At 69.0% G+C, this 23,855-nt stretch carries 17 protein-coding genes and 1 riboswitch; of the genes, 9 read left to right on the top strand and 8 right to left on the bottom strand.

The annotated features are described in order from the left end of the window. Nucleotides 1-34: 34 nt before the first annotated feature. Both H505_RS39570 and H505_RS0103065 read left to right on the top strand, forming a co-directional pair. Nucleotides 35-673, top strand: coding sequence for a TetR/AcrR family transcriptional regulator (locus H505_RS39570; RefSeq protein ID WP_051300123.1), 639 nt, complete (start codon nt 35-37; stop codon nt 671-673). Nucleotides 674-852: 179 nt separating this feature from the next. After that, nucleotides 853-2,106: a lipase family protein gene (locus H505_RS0103065; protein WP_125614364.1), complete on the top strand. Its 1,254-nt coding sequence runs from the start codon at nt 853-855 to the stop codon at nt 2,104-2,106. Nucleotides 2,107-2,145: 39 nt separating this feature from the next. On the opposite strand, the gene lipB is transcribed toward H505_RS0103065, so the two are convergent. Beyond that, a complete protein-coding gene (gene lipB / locus H505_RS0103060; protein ID WP_245592423.1) occupies nt 2,146-2,835 on the bottom strand; it encodes a lipoyl(octanoyl) transferase LipB in 690 nt (229 codons plus the stop codon). Between the two features lie 106 nt (nt 2,836-2,941). Then, nucleotides 2,942-3,025: riboswitch (S-adenosyl-L-homocysteine riboswitch) on the top strand. An 11-nt stretch (nt 3,026-3,036) separates the two neighbouring features. Between lipB and metH the strand changes: the two genes are divergently transcribed. After that, nucleotides 3,037-6,660: a methionine synthase gene (gene metH, locus H505_RS0103055; RefSeq protein ID WP_233617576.1), complete on the top strand. Its 3,624-nt coding sequence runs from the start codon at nt 3,037-3,039 to the stop codon at nt 6,658-6,660. A 51-nt stretch (nt 6,661-6,711) separates the two neighbouring features. Here metH and H505_RS0103050 read toward each other — a convergent pair whose 3' ends face one another. Together H505_RS0103050 and H505_RS47250 are read right to left on the bottom strand one after the other, a co-directional pair. Further along, nucleotides 6,712-7,296: a hypothetical protein gene (locus H505_RS0103050; RefSeq protein WP_026400784.1), complete on the bottom strand. Its 585-nt coding sequence runs from the start codon at nt 7,294-7,296 to the stop codon at nt 6,712-6,714. A 348-nt stretch (nt 7,297-7,644) separates the two neighbouring features. Continuing rightward, nucleotides 7,645-8,100 (bottom strand): SUKH-3 domain-containing protein, encoded by a 456-nt coding sequence (locus H505_RS47250; protein ID WP_169528789.1) that lies wholly within the window; start codon nt 8,098-8,100, stop codon nt 7,645-7,647. A gap of 335 nt (nt 8,101-8,435) precedes the next feature. Here H505_RS47250 and drmD point away from each other — a divergent pair, with 335 nt between their 5' ends. After that, nucleotides 8,436-11,528 (top strand): DISARM system SNF2-like helicase DrmD, encoded by a 3,093-nt coding sequence (gene drmD, locus H505_RS0103040; protein ID WP_026400783.1) that lies wholly within the window; start codon nt 8,436-8,438, stop codon nt 11,526-11,528. 1 nt (nt 11,529) lies between these two features. Then, on the top strand, nt 11,530-15,576 hold the full coding sequence (locus tag H505_RS0103035) for an Eco57I restriction-modification methylase domain-containing protein (protein ID WP_026400782.1): 4,047 nt from the start codon (nt 11,530-11,532) through the stop codon (nt 15,574-15,576). Between the two features lie 58 nt (nt 15,577-15,634). On the opposite strand, the gene H505_RS0103030 is transcribed toward H505_RS0103035, so the two are convergent. Next, the gene (locus H505_RS0103030; RefSeq protein ID WP_026400781.1) at nt 15,635-16,063 is read right to left on the bottom strand and encodes an ATP-binding protein; all 429 of its coding nucleotides are present in this window, start codon (nt 16,061-16,063) and stop codon (nt 15,635-15,637) included. A 101-nt stretch (nt 16,064-16,164) separates the two neighbouring features. Between H505_RS0103030 and H505_RS0103025 the strand changes: the two genes are divergently transcribed. From H505_RS0103025 to H505_RS48685, 3 genes are read left to right on the top strand one after another with little or no spacing between them, the layout of a single operon-like run. Beyond that, nucleotides 16,165-16,980, top strand: coding sequence for a helix-turn-helix domain-containing protein (locus tag H505_RS0103025; protein ID WP_026400780.1), 816 nt, complete (start codon nt 16,165-16,167; stop codon nt 16,978-16,980). Continuing rightward, complete coding sequence (locus H505_RS48470; protein WP_026400779.1) at nt 16,977-17,165, top strand: DUF397 domain-containing protein; 189 nt, start codon at nt 16,977-16,979, stop codon at nt 17,163-17,165. Before H505_RS0103025 ends, H505_RS48470 begins: the two co-directional genes overlap by 4 nt. Nucleotides 17,166-17,167: 2 nt before the next feature. Further along, nucleotides 17,168-17,362, top strand: a complete 195-nt coding sequence (locus H505_RS48685; RefSeq protein WP_084549790.1) for a DUF397 domain-containing protein — start codon at nt 17,168-17,170, stop codon at nt 17,360-17,362. 481 nt (nt 17,363-17,843) lie between these two features. On the opposite strand, the gene H505_RS0103015 is transcribed toward H505_RS48685, so the two are convergent. The 4 genes from H505_RS0103015 to H505_RS0103000 all read right to left on the bottom strand — a co-directional run bounded on the left by H505_RS0103015 (nt 17,844) and on the right by H505_RS0103000 (nt 23,715). Further along, entirely contained in the window at nt 17,844-18,773 is a 930-nt protein-coding gene (locus H505_RS0103015; protein WP_157432883.1) for a phosphotransferase, read from the bottom strand. A gap of 4 nt (nt 18,774-18,777) precedes the next feature. Further along, entirely contained in the window at nt 18,778-21,432 is a 2,655-nt protein-coding gene (locus tag H505_RS0103010) for an ATP/GTP-binding protein (protein WP_157432882.1), read from the bottom strand. A 599-nt stretch (nt 21,433-22,031) separates the two neighbouring features. Then, entirely contained in the window at nt 22,032-22,823 is a 792-nt protein-coding gene (locus tag H505_RS0103005) for an HNH endonuclease (protein WP_051300119.1), read from the bottom strand. A gap of 133 nt (nt 22,824-22,956) precedes the next feature. Continuing rightward, the gene (locus H505_RS0103000; protein WP_157432881.1) at nt 22,957-23,715 is read right to left on the bottom strand and encodes a hypothetical protein; all 759 of its coding nucleotides are present in this window, start codon (nt 23,713-23,715) and stop codon (nt 22,957-22,959) included. On the opposite strand from H505_RS0103000, the gene H505_RS52265 reads away from it, so the two are divergent. Beyond that, complete coding sequence (locus H505_RS52265; RefSeq protein ID WP_267898544.1) at nt 23,708-23,842, top strand: hypothetical protein; 135 nt, start codon at nt 23,708-23,710, stop codon at nt 23,840-23,842. The genes H505_RS0103000 and H505_RS52265 overlap by 8 nt on opposite strands. The last annotated feature ends 13 nt before the right edge of the window (nt 23,843-23,855 follow it).

The following is a 23,855-nucleotide window of genomic DNA, read 5'->3' as shown; positions in this document are numbered from 1 at the left end:
GGGCCGGGTCCGATCCCTGTTCTAAGGTGGTGTGATGGCCAGCACATCGTCGCGTCGGCTGCCGCGGGGGCGCCACGCGCTCGCCCCGGAGGAAGTGGCCCGGATCCAGCGGGAGCGGCTGTGCCGCGCGATGGCGGAGGTCATGTCCGAGAAAGGCTACGCCGCGACCGCCGTCGAGGACGTGCTGAAGCACGCGGGGGTGTCGCGGCAGACCTTCTACCGGCTCTTCTCCTCGAAGCAGGACTGCTTCCTGGCGTCGTTCGACACGGCCTGGGCGTCGCTGACCCGGAAGCCGGTCCCGGCGGACGGCGAGAACCCCCTGGAGCGGTGCGAGCGCGCCCTCGACCACTACCTGCGGACGGTCGCCGCGGAACTGCCCTTCGCGCGGCTGTTCCTGGTCGAGGCGTTCGCGGCGGGGGCGGAGGCCATCCGGCGGCGGGCCGAGCGGGAGGCCGCCATGGCCGCCGCGCTGGCCGGGCTGCTGGGCGTCGCGGACGACGCCGGCCGGTTCACCTGCCGGACGGTGGTGTCGGCGGTCTGCGCCATGGTCGCCCCGCCGGTGGCCCGCAAGGACCTGGACGCCCTGGACGCGGTCGGGCCCGCGATGACCGCGCACATCCGGCGCCTGTGGAACGCCGGCGCGTTCGGCGCGGGCACCGGCCCGCGGGAGTGAAGCGCTCGGCGTCCGTTTGTTACCCGGGTCACAAAGCGGGGCCGCCGGATCCGCCGTCCCGCCTATTGGAGTAAGAGTCTACTTGCTTTAAGGTCGGGAGGCCGTCACCCGGACGGCCAGGCCCGTCGGGGGCTCTGGGGGCGATCCAGAGGGGCCGGAGCACGACGAAGGGTAGCTCCATGTCCACCACAGTCCGCCGGCTCCTGCGCACGGCGGTCGCCTGCGGGATGGGGATCGCGCTGACCGCGACCGCCCTCCAAGCGCCCGCCGCGGCCGCTCCGCCGGCGTTCGCGCCTCCCGCCGAGGACCCGTTCTACACGCCGCCGCGGCCGCTCCCCGACGGGCGGCCCGGCGACGTCATCCGCTCCCGCCCATCGCTGTTCACCCTCGACCCGTTCGGCCGCGCGCCCGTCGACGGCGTCACCTCCACGCAGGTCCTCTACCGGACGCAGGACGCGCAGGGCGACCCGATCGCCGTGTCCGGCACCGTGCTCGTCCCCGAGAAGGAGTGGGGCGGGCCGGGCGAGCGCCCGCTCGTCACCTACGGCGTCGGGACCCGCGGGCTCGGCGACGCGTGCGCGCCGTCGTACACCCTCACGCAGGGCCTCGACTACGAGATGTTCTTCATCTCGGACGCGCTCAACAAGGGCTGGGCCGTCGCGGTCACCGACATGCAGGGCCTCGGCACGCCCGGCCTGCACACCTACGAGGTCGGCCGGGCCCAGGGCGCGGCGGCCCTCGACATGGCGCGGGCCGCGCAGCGCCTCCCCGGGACGGGCCTCGCCGGGAGCCCCGTCGCCGCGATGGGCTACTCGCAGGGCGGCACGACCGCGGGCTGGGCCGCCGAACTGGCCGCGACCTACGCGCCCGAGCTCGACCTGAAGGGCGTCGTCGCGGGCGGCGTCCCCGCCGACCTGCGGGCGGTCGCCGCGAACCTCGACGGCAACCTGTTCGCCGCGTTCATGTTCATGTCCGCCGCCGGCTACGACGCCGCCTATCCCGAGCTCGACCTCGCGTCGTTCCTCAACGACGCGGGCCGGACCCTGATGGAGACGGCGTCCGACACCTGCATCGCCAGCGTCGACGGCATCGCCACCTTCGGCGAGACGGCGTTCAAGAACGTCGGCGACTTCACCACCAGCGACCCGCTGGCCACGCCGCAGTGGCAGGCGCGCCTGGACGGCAACAGGCTCGGCTCGACCGCGCCGGGCGTCCCCGTGCTCCAGACGCAGGCCGTCTACGACCAGATCATCCCGTTCGAGCAGGCGGACACGCTGCACAAGGCGTGGTGCGCGAAGGGCGCCAACGTCACCTGGAAGACCTACACGATCGCCGAGCACGCCACCGGCATGCTGTGGTCGTGGCCCGACGCGGTGGCCTTCCTGACCGACCGGTTCGCCGGGAAGCCCGCGCAGGGCAACTGCGCGGCCTGACCCGCCGGACGCGCCGGGACCTGGGCCCCCGCCGGGGGCTCAGGTCTCGCGCCGCCACGCCTCGGTGATCAGCCGCCGGACCTCCGGCTGCGTGACGGGGGAGAGGCCGCGCCGCTCCCGCTCCCGGCACACCGACGTCATCTCCACGTCCGGCATGCCGCACGGGACCGCCCACGTCCACGGCTCCGGGTCGGCGTCGACGTCCATCGCGAAACCGTGCGCGCTGACGCCCCGCGAGATGTACATCCCCAGCGAGACGATCTTGCGGCCCTCGGCCGTCCAGACGCCGGTCAGCAGCGGGCTGCCCTTCGGGGTGTCGCGCCGCTCCGCGGGGATCCCCAGCTCGCCCAGCACCGCCACCAGGATGTGCTCGATGTCGCGGATCAGCCCGACCACGTCGGCCGGCTCCGCCAGCTTCAGCACCGGATACCCGACGACCTGCTCCGGCGAGTGGTACGTGAGCTTCCCGCCGCGCCGCGTCTCCACGACCGGGATACCGTGCGCCGGATCGGGGCGCTCGTGCGGCGGCGTCCGCCGGCCCACCGTGTAGACGCGGGGGGGCGACAGGAGCCAGAGGGTGTCGTCGATCCGGTCCTCCTGCCGGTCGCGCACCATCTGATCCATCGTGGCGATGGCCTCGGTGTACTCGACGGTTTCGCTCTCGATCACGCGCAGCGGGTGGTCGTCCCGCCGCCGCGCCGCGAGCCCGCTTGCCAGTTGTCCGTGCACGCCGGGAAGCCTATCCGCGGGAACGGGCGATGGAATGCCCCCTGGGACCGCCGGGAAAGCCGGGGCCGGACTGACAGACCGGCGTGTCGCGCGGTACTGTCGATGTCAGGCCGAGAGGCGCTGCAACGGGTGGACGCCCGCCACGCTCGGCCCCACCGGATTCCGGTTGAAACAAGGGCGCCTCCCACGAACGACCGGGAGGTGGCAGTGAAGACGGTCCCGACGACGAGCGAAGCCCTGCGGAAGCTGCTCGACGAACGCATCGCCGTTCTCGACGGAGCCTGGGGCACGATGCTGCAGGGGGCCGGCCTCACCCCCGAGGACTACCGCGGCGACCGCTTCGGCGGGCACCCGCGCGACGTCACCGGCGACCCCGACCTGCTGAACCTGACCCGCCCGGACGTCATCCTGGACGTCCACCGGCAGTACCTCGCGGCGGGCGCCGACATCACCACCACCAACACCTTCACCGCGACGAGCATCGGCCAGGCCGACTACGGTCTCGAGTCGCACGTCCGCGAGATGAACGTGCAGGGCGCCCGGCTCGCCCGGCAGGCCGCCGACGAGGCGGGCGGGCGGTTCGTCGCCGGCTCGGTCGGCCCGCTGAACGTGACGCTGTCGCTGTCGCCCCGCGTCGAGGACCCGTCCTACCGGGCCGTCACGTTCGACCAGGTCCGCGAGTCCTACGCCGAGCAGATCGCGGGCCTCGCCGAGGGCGGCGTCGACCTGCTGCTGATCGAGACGATCTTCGACACGCTGAACGCGAAGGCCGCGATCGCCGCGGCCCGCGAGGTCGCCCCCGAGCTGCCGCTGTGGATCTCGGTGACGATCGTCGACCTGTCCGGGCGGACGCTGTCCGGGCAGACCGTCGAGGCGTTCTGGCGGTCGGTCGAGCACGCCGACCCGCTCGTCGTCGGGCTGAACTGCTCGCTGGGCGCCGAGGAGATGCGCCCCCACGTCGAGGAACTCGCCCGGATCGCCCCCACCTACACCGCGTCGTATCCGAACGCGGGCCTGCCGAACGCGTTCGGCGGCTACGACCAGACGCCCGAGGAGATGGGCGGGCTGCTCGGCGGGTTCGCCGGGGAGAGCCTGGTCAACGCGGTCGGCGGCTGCTGCGGGACGGGCCCCGACCACATCGCCCGGATCGCCGAGGCCGTCCGCGGCACCGCGCCCCGCGCCGTCCCGGACGTCCCGTCCGCGCCCCGGTTCAGCGGCCTCGAACCGTTCCAGATCGGCGCGGACACCGGCTTCGTCATGATCGGCGAGCGGACGAACGTGACCGGCTCGGCCCGCTTCCGCAAGCTGATCGAGGCGGGCGACCACCAGGCCGCCGTGGACGTCGCGCTCGACCAGGTGCGCGGCGGCGCGAACCTCCTCGACGTCAACATGGACGCCGACCTGCTCGACAGCGAGCGGGAGATGACGACGTTCCTCAACCTGATCGCGACCGAGCCGGAGGCGGCCCGCATCCCGATCATGGTGGACAGCTCGCGGTGGAGCGTCATCGAGGCCGGGCTGAAGACCATCCAGGGCAAGGGCGTCGTCAACTCGATCAGCCTCAAGGAGGGCGAGGAGGCTTTCCTGGAGCAGGCCCGCCGGATCCGCGACTTCGGCGCCGGCGTCGTCGTCATGGCGTTCGACGAGGTCGGGCAGGCCGACACCGCCGACCGCAAGGTCGAGATCTGCGGCCGCGCCTACGACCTGCTGACGCAGCGGGCGGGGTTCCCCGCCGAGGACATCATCTTCGACCCGAACGTCCTCGCCGTCGCCACCGGCATCGAGGAGCACAACGGGTACGCGAAGGCGTTCATCGAGGCGCTCCCGCGGATCAAGGAGCGCTGCCCCGGCGCCCGCACCAGCGGCGGCATCTCCAACCTGTCGTTCTCCTTCCGCGGCAACGAGATCGTCCGCGAGGCGATGCACTCGGCGTTCCTGCTCCACGCGATCCGCGCCGGGCTCGACATGGGCATCGTCAACGCCGGCCAGCTCGCCGTCTACGAGGACATCCCCGCCGACCTGCTCGAACATGTCGAGGACGTGCTGTTCGACCGGCGCCCCGACGCCACCGACCGGCTCGTGTCGTTCGCCGAGACCGTCAAGGGCAGCGGGACGAAGCGCACCGTCGACCTGTCGTGGCGCGAGGGCCCGGTCGAGAAGCGGCTCGCGCACTCGCTCGTCCACGGCATCGTCGACTTCGTCGAGGAGGACACCGAGGAGGCCCGGCAGAAGGCCGCCCGCCCCCTCGACGTCATCGAGGGCCCGCTGATGGACGGCATGAAGGTCGTCGGCGACCTGTTCGGCGCCGGGAAGATGTTCCTGCCGCAGGTCGTCAAGAGCGCCCGCGTGATGAAGCGGTCCGTCGCGTACCTCGAGCCGTTCATGGAGCAGGAGAAGGAGGAGGCGCGCAAGGCGGGCCTGCTCGACACCTCCCGCGGCAACGGCAAGGTCGTCATGGCGACCGTCAAGGGCGACGTCCACGACATCGGCAAGAACATCGTCGGCGTCGTGCTCGGCTGCAACAACTACGACGTGGTCGACCTCGGCGTCATGGTGCCCGCCGCGAAGATCCTCGACACGGCCGTCGAGGAGAACGCCGACGCCGTCGGGCTGTCCGGGCTGATCACCCCGTCGCTCGACGAGATGGTGTCGGTCGCGGCCGAGATGCAGCGCCGCGGGATGGACCTGCCGCTGCTGATCGGCGGCGCGACCACGTCCCGGCAGCACACCGCCGTGAAGATCGCACCGGCCTACGGCGCGACGACCGTGCACGTGCTGGACGCGTCCCGCGTCGTCGGCGTCGTCTCCGACCTGCTCGACCCGGAGCGGGCCGCGGCGCTCGCCGAGTCCAACCGCACCGAGCAGGACCGGCTGCGCGCCGAGCACGAGACGAAGCAGCGGCGGCCGATGCTGACCATCGAGCAGGCCCGCGCGAACCCGGAGCGGGTGTCCTTCGACGACCTGCCGACCCCCGAGTTCACGGGCGTCCGGGTCGTCGCGCCCGATCTGGCGACGCTCCGCGAGATGATCGACTGGCAGTTCTTCTTCCTCGCGTGGGAGCTGAAGGGCAAGTACCCGGCGATCCTCGACCAGCCCGTCGCCCGCGAACTGTTCGACGAGGGCAACGAACTGCTCGACGACATCGTCAAGAACGACTTGCTGAAGCCGCGCGGCCTCTACGGGTTCTGGCCGGCGCACTCCAGCGGCGACGACATCGTCGTGACCGCCGGCCCCCGGTTCCCGATGCTGCGGCAGCAGACGCAGAAGCCCACCGGGCGCCCGAACCGCTGCCTCGCCGACTACGTCGCCCCGTCCGGCGACCACATCGGCGGGTTCGCGGTGACGATCCTCGGCGCGGAGGAGCTCGCCGCCCAGTACGAGGCCGACCACGACGACTACAAGTCGATCATGGTGAAGGCGCTGGCGGACCGGCTCGCCGAGGCGTTCGCCGAGTACATCCACCTGCAGGCCCGCCGCGACTGGTTCGAGCCCGACGCCGACCCCGCCCTGGAGGACCTGCACGCCGAGCGGTTCCGCGGCATCCGCCCCGCCCTCGGCTACCCGGCGAGCCCCGACCACAGCGAGAAGCGCGACCTGTTCGGGCTGCTGAATGCCGAGCGCATCGGCATCGGCCTCACCGAGTCGTACGCGATGACGCCCGCCGCCAGCGTCAGCGGGCTGATCTTCGCGCACCCCGACTCGCGGTACTTCACCGTGGGCCGGATCGGCCGCGACCAGGTCGAGGACTACGCCGCCCGCCGCGGCCTGCCCCTCGCCGAGGTCGAGCGCTGGCTCGCCCCGAACCTCGCCTACGACCCGTCCTGACCGGCGGCCGGCGCCCGTCCCCGTGCGGGACGGGCGCCCGGCCGTGCGGCATCAGAGGAGCCCGGCGGCGTCCAGGAGCCGCGTCCAGGAGTCGCGGGGGCGGCCCTTCCGGTCCCGCTCGGTGACGGCGCGGGGGCCGAGGACGCCCTCCACCAGCTCCGGGTAGCGGGGGCCGAGCACGAACGAGTCGAAGAACTCGACGGCGTTCGGGGCGAAGTCGACCGTGTCGATCTCTTCGACCTCGACGTGCTTGTAGAAGAAGATGTACTCGTCGGGGTCGCGGTAGTAGACCTCCCCCGTCAGCAGGTCCAGGCAGATGGGTGCGCCGCCCTCAAGGTCCTCCAGCACTTCCGGGGGCATGCCGTACCGCTCGTAGCCGATCTCCAGCGGCGCGCCGAGCGGGCAGTCCGGGTCGGCGCTGCGCTTCTCCCAGGCGTCCGGGCCGGCGATCTCGGCGGGCTGCACGAAGCTGAAGTAGTTCCCCGCGAGCTTGGAGAAGAGACCGAACACCTCGGTGACCCCGTCCGGTAGGCCGGGGACAGGCTCCAGCGCGTTCGGCTCGCGGATGTCGACTCCGAAGCGGTGCTCGTCCTCGACCCGGCGGATCAGGTCCAGTTTGGCCCGCAACGTCTCCATGCCCGCACCCTAGGCTCCGCGTCGGACACGCCGGCGCCGGACGCGCACCGCGTTCGGCTCCCGCAGGAGGCGGGCGAGGACCCGCAGCTCCGTGCCGGCAGCCCCATCGCGAGCCCGACCGCGGCCGCCGACCCGGCGGGCACGCCGCCGCGCCGGACGGTGAACGCGGCCCGCATCCCCGGCGCCCGGATCGCGGGCGGCTCCGCCGGCCGCGCCCCCGGTTCCCGGCCCCGCGTGCCGTCGTCCCGGTCGGTCATCGCGCGCACGGCCCCCTCCGGGCGGCCGCCCCCGGACCGCCCCGTCCTGGATATCAGGAGGTCAGAGCGGCCTCACGCACCGACCAGCGGGTCAATCCTCGAGGGTCTCGCCGTCGATACCGAGGACGAGCGCCTCGAGCCCGTCCCGGTTCGCGCCCTTGACCTTGGTGAAGCCGGCGAAGAGATAGATCAGCCCGTCCTCGTCCATGCCGAACGTGCTCATCTCTCGTTCGAGGCCGCCCAGCGGGACGATGTTCTTCCCGAGGTCCTCGGCCCACGCCTCGATGAGCTCGTCCTCGCCGCCCGTCCGGGCCGGGTCGACGAAGAACGGCTGCCGCGCCACGGAGACGCCGGGGCCCGACCAGTCGAAGCGCAGCCCGCCGAACTCCTCGAGGAAAGCCTCGCCCGCGGCGTGCGGCCCGTACCCTTCGGCCGCGTACCAGGCGCGGTACGCGGAGATGTCGACCTTGCGGCCGGGACGCCATCCGGCGCGGCGGAGCGCCCGGTCAAGGTCCTGGGCGGACGACGGTGACACCGGACTGCTCACGGAGGTCCGGGATCCTTCTGCTGCTTGGGTGGCGAGGAAAGCGAGGAAGCTGGAGTGTAAGAAGGGTGAGAAGGAAGCCTCCTCATGGCCTCGCCGAAGCGATCGTAACAGCCGAGCGGGAAGCGGTTCTCGCCATTATCCAGCCGAACCCGGCCATCCAGGGCGACGAACTTCCCCCGGTATGTAAACCGAAGCAACATGTATAGGCGTCGTGTATTTAGGCGTCGTAAAGTGTTCTCCGGTCCCGACCCGTCCCCATCGGCGAGTCCCCGGCACCGTTCCGGTGTGCTAACAAGTATCGCCAGCTCATCACTGCAATAAGGAGTGCCCTCCCGTTGACTGCGACCGTTGAGCGACCCACCCCCGGCGCCCTCGTGCAGGTCCGCGGCCAGCGCTGGGTGGTGGGCACCGTGGACGAGCGTGCCGGCAACACCCTCGTCACGCTGCAAAGTGTCGAGGAGGGCCGGTACGGCGACACCCTCTCGGTCATCTGGGAGATCGAGCCCGGCGGCCGCACCCTCCCGTCCGGGTCCCTCCCCGAGGTCGCCAAGGACCGCTTCGACCCCCCGGGCCGGCTCGCCGCGTTCCTGGACGCCGTCCGCTGGGGCGCCGTCGCGTCCGCCGACGTCCGCACCCTCCAGGCGCCGTTCCGCTCCGGTGTCGCCACCGAGGACTACCAGCTCGAACCCGTCGCCCGCGCCCTGGACGCCCCGCGCGTCAACCTGCTGCTCGCCGACGACGTCGGCCTCGGCAAGACCATCGAGGCGGGCCTGGTCGCGCAGGAACTGCTGCTCCGCCAGCGGGGCCGCCGCATGATGATCGTCTGCCCGGCGGGCCTCACCGTGAAGTGGCGCGACGAGATGGCCGAGAAGTTCGGCCTGGACTTCACCGTCATCGACTCCGAGCGCTGCGCGGAGGTCCGCCGCACGCACGGCAGCGCCGCCAACCCGTTCGAGGTGTTCCCCCTCGCGATCGTGTCGCTGCCGTGGCTGCGCGGCGCGAAGGCGCAGCGGCTGCTGGACGAGGTGCTGCCCGCCGACGGCCCCGCCTACCCGCGCACGTTCGACCTGCTGATCCTGGACGAGGCGCACCACGTCGCCCCGGCCGCGCCCAAGCAGGTGTACGCGATCGACTCGCAGCAGACGAAGCTGATCCGCCGCCTCGCCCCGCACTTCACGCACCGGCTGTTCCTGTCGGCGACCCCGCACAACGGCTACCAGGCGAGCTTCACCGCCCTCCTGGAGATCCTGGACGACCAGCGCTTCGCCCGCGGTGTCCCGCCGGACGACTCCGCGGTCCGCGACACGGTCGTCCGCCGCCTCAAGCGCCAGATCGTCGACGCCGACGGCAACGCCCGGTTCGCGGCCCGCGACGCGTCCGCGATCCCCGTCGCCTACCCCGAGGACGAGCGCGAGATCCACGCCCTGCTGCGCCGGTTCGCCGACGTCCGCCGCGCCCGCCTCAACAAGACCCGCGGGCGCCGCGCCGCCGACCTGGTGACGCTGCTGCTGAAAAAGCGCCTGTTCTCCAGCCCCGCCGCGTTCGCGCACACCGTCGCCGTCTACACCGACACCCTGAAGTCGCGGGGCAGGGGCGCCCTCCCGCCCGAGGACGCCTGGATGGAGGACTTCTTCGACGACACCGCCACCCTCGACGACGAAGCCCTGGACGAGGCAGAGACCGACGCCCTCGCCCGCACCGAGCCGCTCGTCCAGAGCCAGGAGGAGGAGCTGGACCTGCTGCGCCGCATGCACGACTGGGCGGCGGCGCACGAGGCCCAGCCGGACGCCAAGGCCGCGAAGCTCATCGAGTACCTGACGTCCGTCTGCCGCCCCGACGGCACAACGTGGACGGACGACCGCGTCATCGTCTTCACCGAGTACCGCGACACCAAGGACTGGCTCCTCGGCCTCCTGCGCGACCAGGGCATGGGCGGCGACCGCGTCGCCGAGCTGGACGGCACGATGAGCACCGACGACCGGGAAAAGCTCCGTCTCGCGTTCCAGAAGGCGCCCGGCGAGCACCCGGTGCGGATCCTGCTCGCCACCGACGCCGCCAGCGAGGGCATCGACCTGCAGAACCACTGCCACCGGCTCGTCAACTACGACATCCCGTTCAACCCGAACAAGCTCGAGCAGCGCATCGGCCGCATCGACCGCTACGGGCAGAAGCACACCCCGCAGATCCGGCACTTCGTCGGCACCGGCTGGGACAAGACCGTCGACTCCTACGAGGCCGACCTGGAGTTCCTGTCCCGCGTCGCGCACAAGGTGTCGCAGATGGAGGCCGACCTCGGCTCCGTCAACGCGGTCCTCGCCGACGCCGTCCAGCGCCGCCTCCTCGGCGAGCACATCGACGTGGACGCCGAGACCGCGAAGGCCGCCGGCCGCGAGCGCGTCCCGTCCGAGTCCGACGTCGGCGACCAGGTCCGCAAGCTCCGCGAACGCGTCGACACGACCGTCAAGAACCTGCACATCACCCCCGGCAACGTGAAGCGCGTCGTCGACACCGCTCTCGAACTGGCCCGCCAGCAGCCGTTGCAGCCCACCGCCGACCCGGGCGTGCACGACGTGCCCGTCCTCACCGGCTCCTGGGAGCGCGCGTCCGCCGGGCTGCTGGAGAAGCTGCCCAAGGACGGCGGCCCGCCCCGGCAGCTCCCCGTCACCTTCGACCGGGAGGTCGCGCGGGGACGCGACGACGTGGTCCTCGCCCACCTCGGGCACCCCCTCGTCGCCATGTCGACCCGCCTGCTGCGCGCCGCCGTCTCCAACGAGGGCATCGACCTGCACCGCGTCGCCGCCGTCGTCTCCGACGACCCCGAACTGGAGACGACGCTCGTCGCCGCGTTCTCCCGCTTCGTCCTCGTCGGCGCGGACGGCGTCCGCCTGCACGAGGAGGTCCTGCACGCGGGCGGCTGGGCGCCCGACACGGGACGGTTCCGCCGCTGGGAGAGCGTCGGACGCCTCGGCGACCTCCTCGACCGCGCCCTCACCTCCGGGACGCCCGCCCCGCCCCGCATCCAGGCCCGGCTCGCCGGCCGCTTCGACGAGCTGCGCCTCGGTCTGGAGGGCGCCATCAAGTGGCGGACCGACACCCGCCACGAGTCCCTGCGCAAGCAGCTCGTCCAGCGCAAGGACGCCGAGACCCGCCGCATCACCGCCAACCTGGAGCAGTTCGCCGAAACCCTCCGCCGCCAGCTCGCCCGCGGTGACGAGGAGGGCGCGCTGTTCTCCCAGGCCGCCGTGGCGTCCGCGGAGGAACGCCGCCAGTACCAGAACGACCGCAAATCCTGGGAGGAACGCCTCGCCCGCCTGTCGGACGAGCGGGACCTGGAGCTGCGCCAGATCGAGGCCCGTTACGCGGACCCCCGGCCGCACTCCTTCCCCGTCGCGGTGATCTTCGTCGTGCCGAAGCGAGAGGCGATCTGACATGGCCCCCGTGAACAAGCGTTTCCCCAAGCACAAGGACGGCACCGACCACGCCGACTGGCTCGACCTCATCGACGTGTCCGGGCCGTTCCTCAGCGTGCCCGTCCTCCGCCACATCTGGCCGACCCTCGACACGCTCGATAAGCCCGCCCGCGAGCGCCTCCGCCGCGAGCACGCCGCACTGCCCGGACGCCCCTGGATCGACTACATCCTCGGCGAACTCCTCGGCTGGGGCGACCTCCTGCAGACCGAGGGCCTGGACGCCCTCGCCATGGACGTCCCCGAGCACGACACCACGGTCACGCCCTCGTTCGTCCTCCGCGAGCCCGGCGCCCCCGCCGACGACGGCCCCAAGACCGTCCACGTCCTCGGCCTCATCTGCGACGACCGGCCCACTCAGCGCGTCCCCGGCTCTGGCTGGGCCGCCACCCCCGCCGACCGCCTCGCCCAGCTCTGCAGGCACCACGACGTGCAGCTCGGCCTCGCCACCGACGGCCGCTGGTTCACGCTCGTCTGGGCACCCCGCGGCGGCGTCACCACGACCGCCTCGTTCGACTCCGTCAACTGGCACGAGGCCGCCGAACGCGACGTCGTCCGCGCCTTCCTGTCGATTCTCCATCGGTCCCGGTTCTTCGCCGTCCCCGACGACGAGACCCCGGTCGCGCTGCTGAAGGCCAGCCTGGACAACCAGGAGGACATCACCGAGGCCCTCGGCGTCCAGGTCCGCCAGGCCGTTGAGTTGCTGGTCGCCGCCATCGGCCGCGCCCACGCCGCGGACGTCGCCCGCGGCGGCCCCGGCATCGGCGACGTCCCGGCATCCGAGGTGTACCGGGCGTCGGTCGCCGTCATGATGCGGATCGTCTTCCTGCTGTTCGCCGAAGAGCGCGGACTTCTCCCGTCCGACAAGCCGCTCTACCGGACGGCCTACTCCGCCGGACGCCTCTGCGCCGAACTCGAACAGCGCGCCCTCGACGGCAGCGAGGACGACCTCGAGCACACCTACCACGGCTGGAACCGGCTCCTCGCCCTGTTCAACGCGATCTACTACGGCGTGGACCACCCGGACATGCCGATGCACGCCCACGACGGCTCCATCTTCGACCCGTCCCGCTTCGAGTGGCTGCCCCTCAACATCGAGGACCGGACCGTTCTCCACATGTTGAAGACCGTCCAGTACGTCGAAATCGGGACGGGAAAGAGCCGCGAGCGCCGCAAGCTGTCCTTCCGCGCGCTGGACGTCGAACAGATCGGCTACGTCTACGAGGGCCTGCTGTCCTTCGAGGGCCTGTACGCGGAGGACACGGTCGTCGGCCTCATCGGAAAGGCCGGCATCGAGGAAGAGGTGCCCCTCAGCGTCCTTGAGGGTTTCGCCGCCTCCTGCCCGGACGTGCCCGCCCTCGCGTCCAAGCTCGCCACCGAGTACAAGGACTCCCGGATCGGTTCCGCCAAGGCCCTGGAGAAGCGCCTCGCGAAGTTGACCGGTGCAGACGAGAAGGAGGCCCGCCGCAAGCTCCTCGCCGTCACCAATGGGAATGCCCAGCTCACCGAACGCCTGCTGCCGTTCTATGGGGTCATCCGGACGGACCTGCGCGACCTCCCCGTCGTGATCCTGCAGGACGGCTTGTACGTCACGGAGTCGTCCCTCCGAAAGAACACCGGCACCCACTACACGCCCAAGTTCCTGGCGGAACAGGTCGTCGAGGGCGCGCTGGAGCCGCTCGTCTACGAGCCCGGCCCACTCCAGACGGCGGACAAGAACGAGTGGAAGCCGAAGTCGTCGGACGAGATCCTCTCGCTGAAGGTCGCCGACATCGCCATGGGCTCGGCGGCGTTCCTGGTTGCCGCCTGCCGCTACCTCGCGGAGCATCTGGTTGCCGCCTGGCTCCGGGAAGGTGACGAACGCGCCACGGGCTACGAGGAGCAGTCCACCGACCAGTCGATTGATGCTGACGCGGACCCGGTGGTTATCAACGCCCGCCGCCACATCATCGAGCACTGCCTCTATGGTGCGGACATCAACGAGATGGCCGTCGAGATGGCCAAGCTCTCGCTGTGGCTGGTGTCGATGGACCCGCACCGCCCGTTCACCTTCCTGGACGACCGGCTGATTGTCGGCGACTCGCTGTTGGGGATTACGTCTCTCGACCAGCTCGAAGTCATGCACATGGACGCCAAGCGTGGCCGGAAGCTCCATGAGGACGACGGTGCGCTGTTCGACCTAACGGCCGGAATTCGCGAGCTGGTTGGACGAGTCGCCGACAAGCGCCGGAAACTGGTCGCGATCGAGGGCACCGACCTGGACAAACTCACCACCAAGCGGGAGATGCTCGACGAGGTCGAGGCCGAGATATCCCGCGCCTGGCTGTTGGCAAATTTGGCCACGGCTACGGCTCTGGCGAACGCTAAGCGCGGAGCGGCTGGCTTGGACGCGGCGTCGAACCTGGCGTTGGAGGCCGGGCTGAAGGTGATGTCAGGCAAGGAGACGGACGAGTTGGAGGCCCGCGGCCAGCTCGCTCAGTGGCTCCGCATTGACCTGCCTGACGGTGGCTTCTCGCGTAGGCCTATCCACTTTCCCCTCGCCTTCCCCGAAGTCTTCGAGCGAGGCGGCTTCGATGCCGTCATCGGCAACCCCCCCTTCTTGGGGGGACCCAAACTGCGTCCATCACTTGGTTATGCATATCGAGAGCTCCTTAGTGTTGCTGTAGCAAATAATGTAAGAGCAACAAATGCTGACCTGGTTGCGTACTTTGCTCTGCGATCGCATGCCCTTGTTCATGCGCGCGGCCAGTGCGGGTTGATTGCAACTAATACTTTGGCGCAAGGAGACACTCGCGAGGTGGGGCTGGATCAGATAGTTAATGATGGTGTAGTGATTCGGCGAGCAATAAAGAGTGAGTCGTGGCCTTCCAGAAGTGCTGCACTTGAATATTGTGCGGTCTGGTCGAGCAAGAAGGCACTTGGTGACTCGGCGGAGGTTGTTGCAGACGGGGTGCTCGTGCCGAAGATTAGTTCGTCGCTTGAAGCTGCATCACGGGTGGCGGGTCCTCCAAAGCGTCTAGCTGCAAACGCGGGAAGGATTTTTATTGGCCACCATGTGAATGGTATGGGCTTCGTCATGGAGGAAGAGGAAGCTGAAGCCCTGATTGAGCGAGACCCCGACAGTGGTAAAGTTATCTATCCTTACCTGAACGGCCAAGACGTCAGTTCGCGTCCCGATGTGTCTGCTTCCCGAAAGATTGTTCAGTTCCATGTCATGAGTGAAGCTGAGGCATCTATGTACTCGGGCGCTATGGCACGGGTACGAACCCTTGTTAAGCCGGAGCGGGAAAAGCGAAATCGTGAGTCGCATCGTAAATACTGGTGGCGCTATGCTGACTACAGGCGTGGTATGGAAGCGGGAATCGCTGACCTCCGGCGGGTTTGTGTTCTCGCGCTTGTGAGTAAGGCTGTAATGCCGGTTTTGGTGCCAACAGGGCAGGTTTTCTCGCATAGATTGGCTGTGCTTGCAGCCGATGACACTGCGATGCTAGCTATGCTTAGTAGCTCGCCGCATTACTGGTGGACTCTTAGTAGAACCTCGACTTTGGAGACCCGCGTTAGTTACGCGCCGTCGGACGTGTTCGAGACATTGCCGTTGCCGGATTTGACGCAAGAGATGCGAGAGTTGGGCCAGAGGCTGGACAGCTTCCGGCGAGACGTTATGCTGGCGCGGCAGGCTGGAATTACGAAGACATACAATCTCGTGCATGATGCGTCTTGCGACGATGGGGACATCGTTGAACTGCGAGAGATTCACAAGGCTATCGACGAAGCGGTGTGTCGCTCGTACGGCTGGCACGACCTGCTTCCGCAGCTTAACCATGGCCACCACAACACTGGACGTGAGATGCGGTACACCGTGGGTCCGGAGATTCAGCGGGAGTTGGTGGACCGGCTGCTTGAACTCAACCATGAGCGGTATGCGGCCGAGGTTGCTGCTGGCCTGCACGACAAAAAGGCCAAAAAGGGGCGCGCCAAGCCAGCCGGCGAACAGGGTGGTCTCTTTTAAGACGAAAGCTTGCGGCGGGCCCCCTCGTGCACGCCGCAAGCCAACGTCTCGGGTTCGGCTACGGACTGAGCCTGGCCCAAACCCATTTTCCCCCGTGCGGGTCCCTTGTGACGCCGCATGTGGTTGAGAGCGTCTGAATGATGGGCAGGCCCCGGCCGCCGCTGTTGTCGAACGCGTCCTCGTCCATGTCGAGGTCTTCGAGGGTGAGTTCGAAGAGGGGCTTCGGCTTCGGGATCTCGGGGCTGGAGTCCCAGACCGCGATGATGACCCCGGCGGCGTCCCGGCTGATCTGGAACCGGAGTTCCTCGTGCGGCGTCTGCCGGGCCGCGTTGGTGACGAGTTCCGAGACGATAAGAAGTGCATCGTCCAGAATGCGGCAACAGTCCCATTTGCGCAGCCGTGCGCCCGCGAGTGTGCGCGCAAGCCCTACTGCGGCCGGCGTCCCCAGTAGGGGAATGATCAAGTCCCCTGTAGCGGTGATCGACATCGTCCCGTCCTCGCCTTGGTTTCCGATTTCCTGTGGCAAGGATCACCCGGTCGGCTTACTCTCAACGTGTAGTCATCGGAGCTGAAAACTTGGGAGAGGCCATGCCTGCCGTCCGCGAGCCCCTCGACCCGCGCATCTCGATGTGGCACTTCCTGGCGTTCTTCATGCGCTTCATGAGGGAGAAGGCGGGCATGTCTCTCGCCCAGTGCGGGGAGGTCATCGGCGCTGCTCGATCCAGTGTTTCCAATCTGGAGGCAGGCAGGCGGAGGCCACAGGATGACCAGATGCGCCTGCTCGATAAGCACTACGGCACCGGAGTGCTTTTTCAGCTATTGCTCTGGTTTGCCCGAATGGCGCACGATCCCGACTGGGGGCGCCAACTAGTCAAGTACGAGGAGGAGGCGCACCTGATCAAGAGCTACCACGGTCAGGTGATTCCGCTGCCGCTTCAGACGGACGACTACACCTGGTCCTACGTCCAAGCAGGCTCCCCGAAGGACTTCGATGCATCGATGGCCAGACGCGTTGCTCGGAAGAAGTCCTTCTTCGGCAGGGGGACGGAGGTCGAGATGTGGGCGGTGATCGACGAGAGCGTGCTGGCTCGGGTCGTTGGTGGGCGCGAAGTCATGCGGGAGCAACTTCGGCACCTGTACGCGATGGCGGCCCTCCCGCAAGTGAGCCTGCGGGTCGTGCCCTTCGTGTCGGGCGCTCACCTTGGCGTCGATGGCTCGGTTCAGGTGCTCAGCCTAGAGGGGCGTGACATCGCCTTCTCCGGTGCGCAGAACGGTGGGCGCTTGATCGAATCGCCTGGCGAGGTTCGGGAAATGTCGGTTAAGTTCGATCGCATCGGCGCGCAGGCCGCCTCGCTAGAGGAGTCTCGCGAGATCATCAAGCAGTACATGGAGAGGTATTCATGATTGCGCAGTGGCGTAAGAGTTCTTACAGCGGCGGAGCAGACGACGAACACTGCGTTGAGCTGGGACGACTCGTGCAGGGCATCGGAGTACGGGACTCCAAGGACCCCTCCGGCGGGCACCTCAGCCTGACCGTGTCCGAGTTCGCGGGGCTCGTGAACGAGATCAAGCGACTCCCGACGGAGTAGCCGTGGTCGTCCAGTGGCGCAAGAGCTCCCACAGCGGGGGAGCGGACGACAAAGCCTGCGTTGAGCTGGGACGACTCGACAACGGAGCCGGGGTCGGGGTTCGGGATTCGAAGCGGCCGTCCGGTGGGTTCATCCGACTGACACCGGCGGAGTTTGGGGTGCTGGTGGCAGGACTCAAGGCGCGTCCCGTCAGATAGTTTGCGCCCGGCCCGTCGCCTCGCCCGGCGCCCGTGTCCGCGCCGGATGCCGCACGCCGGTGAGGCAGCCGATGTGGGCGCCACGCTCCGTACGGCAGGGAGCGCGGCGGTTCGCCCGGGGCTGGGCGCGCAGCCGGCCGCGCTCCGCCGCCGGTGTCCGCGCCGCGCTGGGCACGCCGTCCGCCCACCGCCGTCGACCGTCCCGCCGGGTCCCGCTGATCTCCGGGGCGCCACGCGGGTCCGGTCGGCGCCCGCCACCGGTCCGCGCTCGCCTCCGGCCGGTCGCATGGCCCCGGCGCCGCGCTTGCCCGCGCGGATTGTGTGCCCGCGCCCGCCCGTCCCGCGTCCGCCCCATACCTCGGACGCGGGACGGACGAACAGAGCACATCACGCGCCCGCCGTGCCACGTCCCGCACGCCGGACGGACACGTCCGCCCCGCCCCACCCGCCCTGCATACAGGGGACTATTTATCCTCGCCGATCAAGGTGCCGACAAGGTGAGCCCTCGCATCGACTCGACGAAGTCGATCATCTCCGTGTGGAGGTCGCCTTTGGCGGGGTCGGGAAAACGGACGTTGTGCCGGTAGTAGCGGTGGAACGCGATGATCAGGGCGGCGTGCTCGATCTCTTGGGGAAGCGCGACAAGCTGCTCGGCGGACAGAGGCCGGTGCTTGTTGTAGCCGGTGACGATGAGGTCCGCCCGGTGGCGGTCCAGGGCGCCGTTCACGTTCGCGAGCCCCAGGATCGTCATGCCGAGATCCAGTAGCGCGCCGTCCAGCGACACCGTCTCCCAGTCGATGACGGCCAGCGTGTCGTCGGGGCGCACGATCAGGTTGTCGGTGAACACGTCACCATGGCAGACGACCTGGTCATCGTGGAGCCGCCGCTCGCGGGCCTCTACTCCCGCGAGACCGTGCGTGAGCCAGTCGGCGAACGCCTTGTCAGGGAATTTCTCGATGGTGGCCCGATGTGCGGGTGAGAGACGGCGGGTGCCGGTCGGCAGGTCGGGTACCTGCGCGGGCGGCACGCCATGCAGGTGCGCGAGGAGTTCGCCGGCCGCTGGCAGCAACTCGTCGGGAAGTCGGTCTACGACCTGGCCCGGGATCCAGCGCTTGAGCAGGACGGGACGGCCGGTGATGGTCGAGACGTCCGCGCCTTCCACGTTGCGGACGACCTCCGCCGTGGGGACACCCAGGCGGAACATCGCCTCGGTATGGGCGGCGAGCGCATGAGCGCTCGCCTGATCGTGATTGTCCAGGATGGTCAAGACGAACGACCCCTGTTCGGCGGTCGCTTTGAAACTCGAATTCGCCGCGCCGCCCTCCAGCGGCCGGAGCGTCAGCCCCTCCAGGCCATAGATGTCTGCGACCGCCGCTGTGTCGACGTCGTGAACCTTCGTGTACGTGGCCATCCGCTCAACCCTCCCCACCTATATCCCGGCGCCGCTCCGCCACGAGCCCGCTCCACTGTGTCCGCACACGCGCTTCCCCGCCGATCCAGTGTGCGCGGGGCAAGCCGTCGGGAACGTCCTCACCGGTCAAGAAGTACGTGATCTCCATGAGGTAGGCGAATTCTTCACCGCGGACGCTCTCGTCGAGCCGTCGGCGGGCCGAGCTCATCAGCTCGGGCGACTCGCGTGCCGCCGCGTGGAAGCAGAGCGCGAGCCGGGCGTAGGCGGCGCAGGACGAGACCCCGTTCGCCTCCGCGAGCGCGGCGACGTCGTCGACGCGTTCGGCCATGTCGTCAGCGCGCCCGGCGGCCAGGAGGAGGCGGGCGTTGCTGACCTGCAGGTCAGCAAAGCCGACGTTCACGCCATCGAGCATCCGTTCCGCGCGGGCTATCTGCTCGAGCGAGCGGCCGCGGTCCTGGAAGGCCGAAGTGAACGCCAGGTATGCCTGACAGAGGGCGGCTTCGCCGTGCTGTCCGGCGGCCAGGGCGTCTTCACGCGCTCGGGTGAGGGCCGCGCACGCCGACGTGACGTCCGCCTGTGTCCAGAGGATCTCGCCGATGGTCCGGTGCTTCTTGCCGCCCGGAGGCAGTTCCTCGGCTCTGGCGAGCGCGCCGGTGAAGTGGCCGAGCCTGCGTTCCAGATGCAGGAGGCCGCGGGCGGCGTCCTGGGCGAGGGCACCGCCTCCGGCGGAGACGCGGCGCATGCCGTCCAGCGAGGCGGTGAGGTTGCCCAGGTCGCGTTCGCATTCCGCGAGAAAGTAGCGCGGGAGTTCGTCGAGCTCCGGGGGCAGCAGCCCGGCGGACAGGACGGCCCGGAGCCGATCGGCGGTGCGTCCGCGATGCTGACGCTGCCGTCGGGCCACCGCCGTGAGCGTCTCGCCCAACGCGGCGGCGGGACTGTCGATGTCGCCGGTACCGTCCTCGACGGGCTCCCAGACGAAGTCGCGGACATAGTCGAGTGCGGCGTCCCCCAGCCAGCCGAGAGGGAGATCATGCTCCCTGGCGAGCCGCAGGCCTTGCCGGAGACATCCGAGTAGGACCCGACGGTCGCCTCTGCGCCGGGTGAATTCGTTGCCGATTGCGTCGAACGCGCGCTCGGCGGCGCGCCGCCGGTCCTGCGGTGTCCAGCGGTCGTCACCGGTGGTGTCGGCGTCCCGGATCGCCGTGCGAACGAGGTCATGCAGCCGGTACGGCCATTGCGCGCCCGGGGTGACGTCCACGAAGGGGCGGTCGGCGAGCCGCAGCGCGGCGGCGTCGTAATCCAGCCCTGCCGCCGCCGTGGCCAGTTCCACGGAGAACGAGTCCAGCAGGCTGACGGCTCGGAGCACGGTGCGCTCCTCCGCCGACAGGTCGCGGAAGGTCCGGGCGACCAGTGCTGGGAACTCGAGATCGAACTCGCTCATATCGGGAGCCTGCCCGGCCCGCTCGTAAAGGTCCAGGAACCTCATCACGGCCATGTCGAGGTAGAGCGGCAGACCTTTGGAGTGGCTGATCAGCACGCGCCGGGTCGGTGCGTCCATGAGCGGCTGTTCCTCGATCAGCAGGCGCCGCCGCAGATAGTCCTCGCAGTCGGTCTGGGAAAGGTAGCCGACCCGATGCTGGCGCGGGTCGTCGCCCGCGCCCGGCACCAGTTGGGGCCATGCCGTCGGCCCCGCCCAGTCGAGCTGGCCCTCCAACCGGGCGTCGTCCCACTGCAGCCGGTTCCGTCCGGTGACGACGAACAACGCGTTGGGCATCAGCCAGACCATGCGCTGGATCAGTCGCTCGACGTCACGGTGCACGCGGTCGCCGACGTCCTCGAACGTGTCGAGCAGGAGGACGGGGGTGGCGGTCTTCTCTTCGGGAAGCTGCGCCAGGTCCCAGGCCAGGAGATGCGGGTAGAAGGACAGTGCGTCCTGGTCGGGTTCGGCTTCCAGCAGGTCCGGCAACCGTCGGCAGCCCGACACCGCGCGCGCCGCCCGCCGCCGCTCCCGCAGTGCCCGCACGGTGGACGCGAGCCCCTGCCCGACGAGCATGCCCGCCGTCCCGGGCAGACCCGCCGCCGAGGCGACGTCACCCATTGCGGCGTCCATCTGCGAACGGAGCCGGCCCGCCCCGCCGAAGCGGTTGAGCATCGTGTGCCGACGCAGGAACTCGTCCAGCGGATCGCCGGGATGGTGATGTTCCCAGTACCGCAGGAAGGCGAGATCGAACGCGGTCAGCGGCCTGCCGAGCTCGGTGAGCGCGACGCGAACAGCCAAGACCACGGATTCGAAGCTCACGCCGTTCTGCCGGGCCAGGTCGATCCGCACCGGGACCAGCCGGCCGAGCCGTCCGTCCACGGGCGGCCAATGCTCGGGACCGGCGCCCGAGTCCGCGAGCACTTCACCGATTTGCCGGGAAAGAGTGGACTTGCCAACGCCGCCGACGCCATAGAACACGAGGACGTTGCGTCGGGGACGCTGCACGTCCTCGACATCGAACGCCCGATCGCGTCGCGTCTCGACCACGCGCACGAGGCTGCGCTGCAGCGCGGCCCATTCGTCGGCACGGTTGGCGAACACGTCCGTCGCGACGAGGGCGCGGGTGTTGGTTCGGAACAATGCGCGCAAATCCGGGCGGGACAGAGCAGCCTCCTCCATAGCTCATCCCCCCAGATGCATGGTACCGCCCGTTTGTGTGCAGCCTCGGCAGTGATTGTGAGAGTAGTGCGGCCGCGTGTTATATGAATGTCGCTGGCGATTGTGGCCGTTACATTGATTGTCCGATGTGCGAGAATCGCGCTATTCGTAACGCGCGGCCGTAGTTCGCGGGGCCGGTAGACGAGATCAAGCAGTGCTCGGAGGGGCGGGCACGGCCGTCCCATGGGCGTGAGAGTTCCCACAGTGGGGCCGTGGACGAGGAGCGCCGCGTTGAGCCGGGGCGACTCGAGAGAAGCGCCGGGGTTGCTGGGGTCCGGGTCGGGCCTCGACGGTGCCGTAAGGCGGGTTCATTCGGCTGACGCCAGCGGAGTTCCCTGGGTTCAAGGCGAGTCCCGTCTGGTAGTTCGCGTCTGGTCTGCCCCAACCCCACGCCCGTCTGCCGGTTCGTGCGCGGGCTGTCCGTCCGTTGGCGTGTCCGCTGGACGCGGTCGTCGTGCGGGCATGCGCTCGTTCGGCTTCGGGGAAGATGTCTGTCAACTGACAATTGATGCGGCTTGCAATCACGAGCCGATCGCCACAGATCCACGGGGCGCACGCCACTAGTGTGACTTCCCTTGGTACGCGAGGACATCATCAGACGGCCACAGGCGCACATCGACCGGAAGCCTCACGTCCTGCCCATGAAGATCCGCGGCGATGCGCTTATCTGCGTCAGTCCATCTTTGGCTAGGCGCCTTAGCGTGGTGACACACGATTCGCCGGTCAATTGAGATGCCGAGGATCCCGTTGTCGAATAGCGCGTGATGAGTGGAGCACAGCAGCAAGCCGTTGACAGGCGATACGCGTTGCTCGGCGTTTGCGTCGTTCCACGGGATGATGTGGGCTGCTTGAAGCGCGGCTTTTAGTGAAAGCCCGCAAAAGGCACACTGCTGGCGGTAGGCATCCAGGAGCGCGAGGCGGAAGATGACCTGGGCGATGCCTCGATCTCTGACCTTCCGGTACACCTCTCCCGCATCGTGGGGGTTATTGATGACGGTGCGAGCTAGCTCCGCAGGGGTGGAGTCTTGCGCCGCGAACTGGAACGGATTGGGGAGAGTGAGCCACGGATATGCGAAGACCTCTTCGTAGCCTTCATCGAGGCGGGTGGCATCCCACGCAATGAACCCCTGTCCGGGCTGTCCACGGCTCTGGTTGACAACGAGGATGGTTAGTGGCGGCTTATGCTCGTGCAAGCACCAGTCCTGGATCACGGCCAGCACATAGCGAAGCGGCCGCGGATGAATACCCAGATGCTCCGCCAGCTCGGTGTAGGTGACCTTCGACCGTTGCGACGCCTTCTTAGTTAAGAGCGGCCATGCGCGAAACGCACGCTCGTACTGGTTAACAGACACAGAAACCCTCCTCGCGCACAAGCTAGGCGGACGACGCGACTGCGGCAGCGGTAGCCGTGACTCACGCTGTTCAGTACCCTAGTGGGGAGGATACTTACCTGTCAGTGACCAACGTGACCACGGTCACCATTTCCTATGCACGCGCCCGACCATCCAACAGTGAACCTTTTCGGCACTGATATCGAAGGTCGTCGGGCATCGCGGGAGTCGTGGTCACGGTCTGTAGGACGTATACGCCCGACAGCGGCAACCGGACGCTTCGGCGCTGCCGGTAGGGGAGATCCTCGGTGGCCTGGCGCAGCATACGGAGGAGGCTCAGGAGCGCTTCGGGCAACGGATCGGCTTCGAGAGTGGGGCGTGGCCGGGCTGCGGGGCGGCCGCCCCTTTTCCTGCATCGTTCCCGTTGCGCCTCGTCCAAGAGGCCTTTCCACTCCGTGCGGGTGCGGAGGGGGTGGCCGTCGGCTCGTCCTTGGAGGTAGGTGACGAGGAAGTGGACCGCCGCCGGGTTGGACGGGGTGCTCTTGCCGGAGAGCCAGTCGCTCAGTGAGGCGTCGCGGAGCCGGATCGGCGGCTTCTGTGCCTGTCCCTGCCGGATGAGTTCGGCGTAGATCGGACGGCCCGCCGCGTCGTACAGGTCGCGCAGTGCGGCGGCGAAGCGCTCGGCGGCCCCCGGTTCCGGACTGCCCATCCCGCGTCCCCTCACCTTCGGACTCCGGATCCGGACTGAACGTCCACCGGAAAACCCGTTCATCCCCCGTCGCGCCAGGCGACGCCGTGTACAAGCCTGCCGCATCTCGCCGTGCTGATCGCCGGAAATCGGCTGAACCATTCGGATCAGGTTCACCGGCCCGGAGGAGGTCGGGCGACGGGAGGACTTCATCATCATGCTCATCAAGTGCCGGGACAATGCGCGTCGGCTTTGGGACGCGATTCGGCGGGACGTCTCGACGTGGGGGCCTTACGTGGAGCTGGCCGCCCTGCTCCTCGCCACGGTGCAGATCGTGCTCGAACTCTTCTGACGACGGTCGGCCC

The sequence above is a fragment of the Actinomadura rifamycini DSM 43936 genome (assembly GCF_000425065.1).
In the GTDB taxonomy this organism is placed as follows: domain Bacteria; phylum Actinomycetota; class Actinomycetes; order Streptosporangiales; family Streptosporangiaceae; genus Spirillospora; species Spirillospora rifamycini.
This window is presented reverse-complemented; position numbering and strand designations above follow the sequence as displayed.

Coding starts and splice junctions, on each gene's coding strand:
- H505_RS39570 (WP_051300123.1), top strand. CDS start 35: ATGGCCAGCACATCGTCGCGTCGGCTGCCGCGGGGGCGCCACGCGCTC.
- H505_RS0103065 (WP_125614364.1), top strand. CDS start 853: ATGTCCACCACAGTCCGCCGGCTCCTGCGCACGGCGGTCGCCTGCGGG.
- H505_RS0103050 (WP_026400784.1), bottom strand. CDS start 7,296: ATGGAGACGTTGCGGGCCAAACTGGACCTGATCCGCCGGGTCGAGGAC.
- H505_RS0103035 (WP_026400782.1), top strand. CDS start 11,530: ATGGCCCCCGTGAACAAGCGTTTCCCCAAGCACAAGGACGGCACCGAC.
- H505_RS0103030 (WP_026400781.1), bottom strand. CDS start 16,063: ATGTCGATCACCGCTACAGGGGACTTGATCATTCCCCTACTGGGGACG.
- H505_RS0103025 (WP_026400780.1), top strand. CDS start 16,165: ATGCCTGCCGTCCGCGAGCCCCTCGACCCGCGCATCTCGATGTGGCAC.
- H505_RS48470 (WP_026400779.1), top strand. CDS start 16,977: ATGATTGCGCAGTGGCGTAAGAGTTCTTACAGCGGCGGAGCAGACGAC.
- H505_RS0103015 (WP_157432883.1), bottom strand. CDS start 18,773: ATGGCCACGTACACGAAGGTTCACGACGTCGACACAGCGGCGGTCGCA.
- H505_RS0103010 (WP_157432882.1), bottom strand. CDS start 21,432: ATGGAGGAGGCTGCTCTGTCCCGCCCGGATTTGCGCGCATTGTTCCGA.
- H505_RS52265 (WP_267898544.1), top strand. CDS start 23,708: ATGCTCATCAAGTGCCGGGACAATGCGCGTCGGCTTTGGGACGCGATT.
- H505_RS0103000 (WP_157432881.1), bottom strand. CDS start 23,715: ATGAGCATGATGATGAAGTCCTCCCGTCGCCCGACCTCCTCCGGGCCG.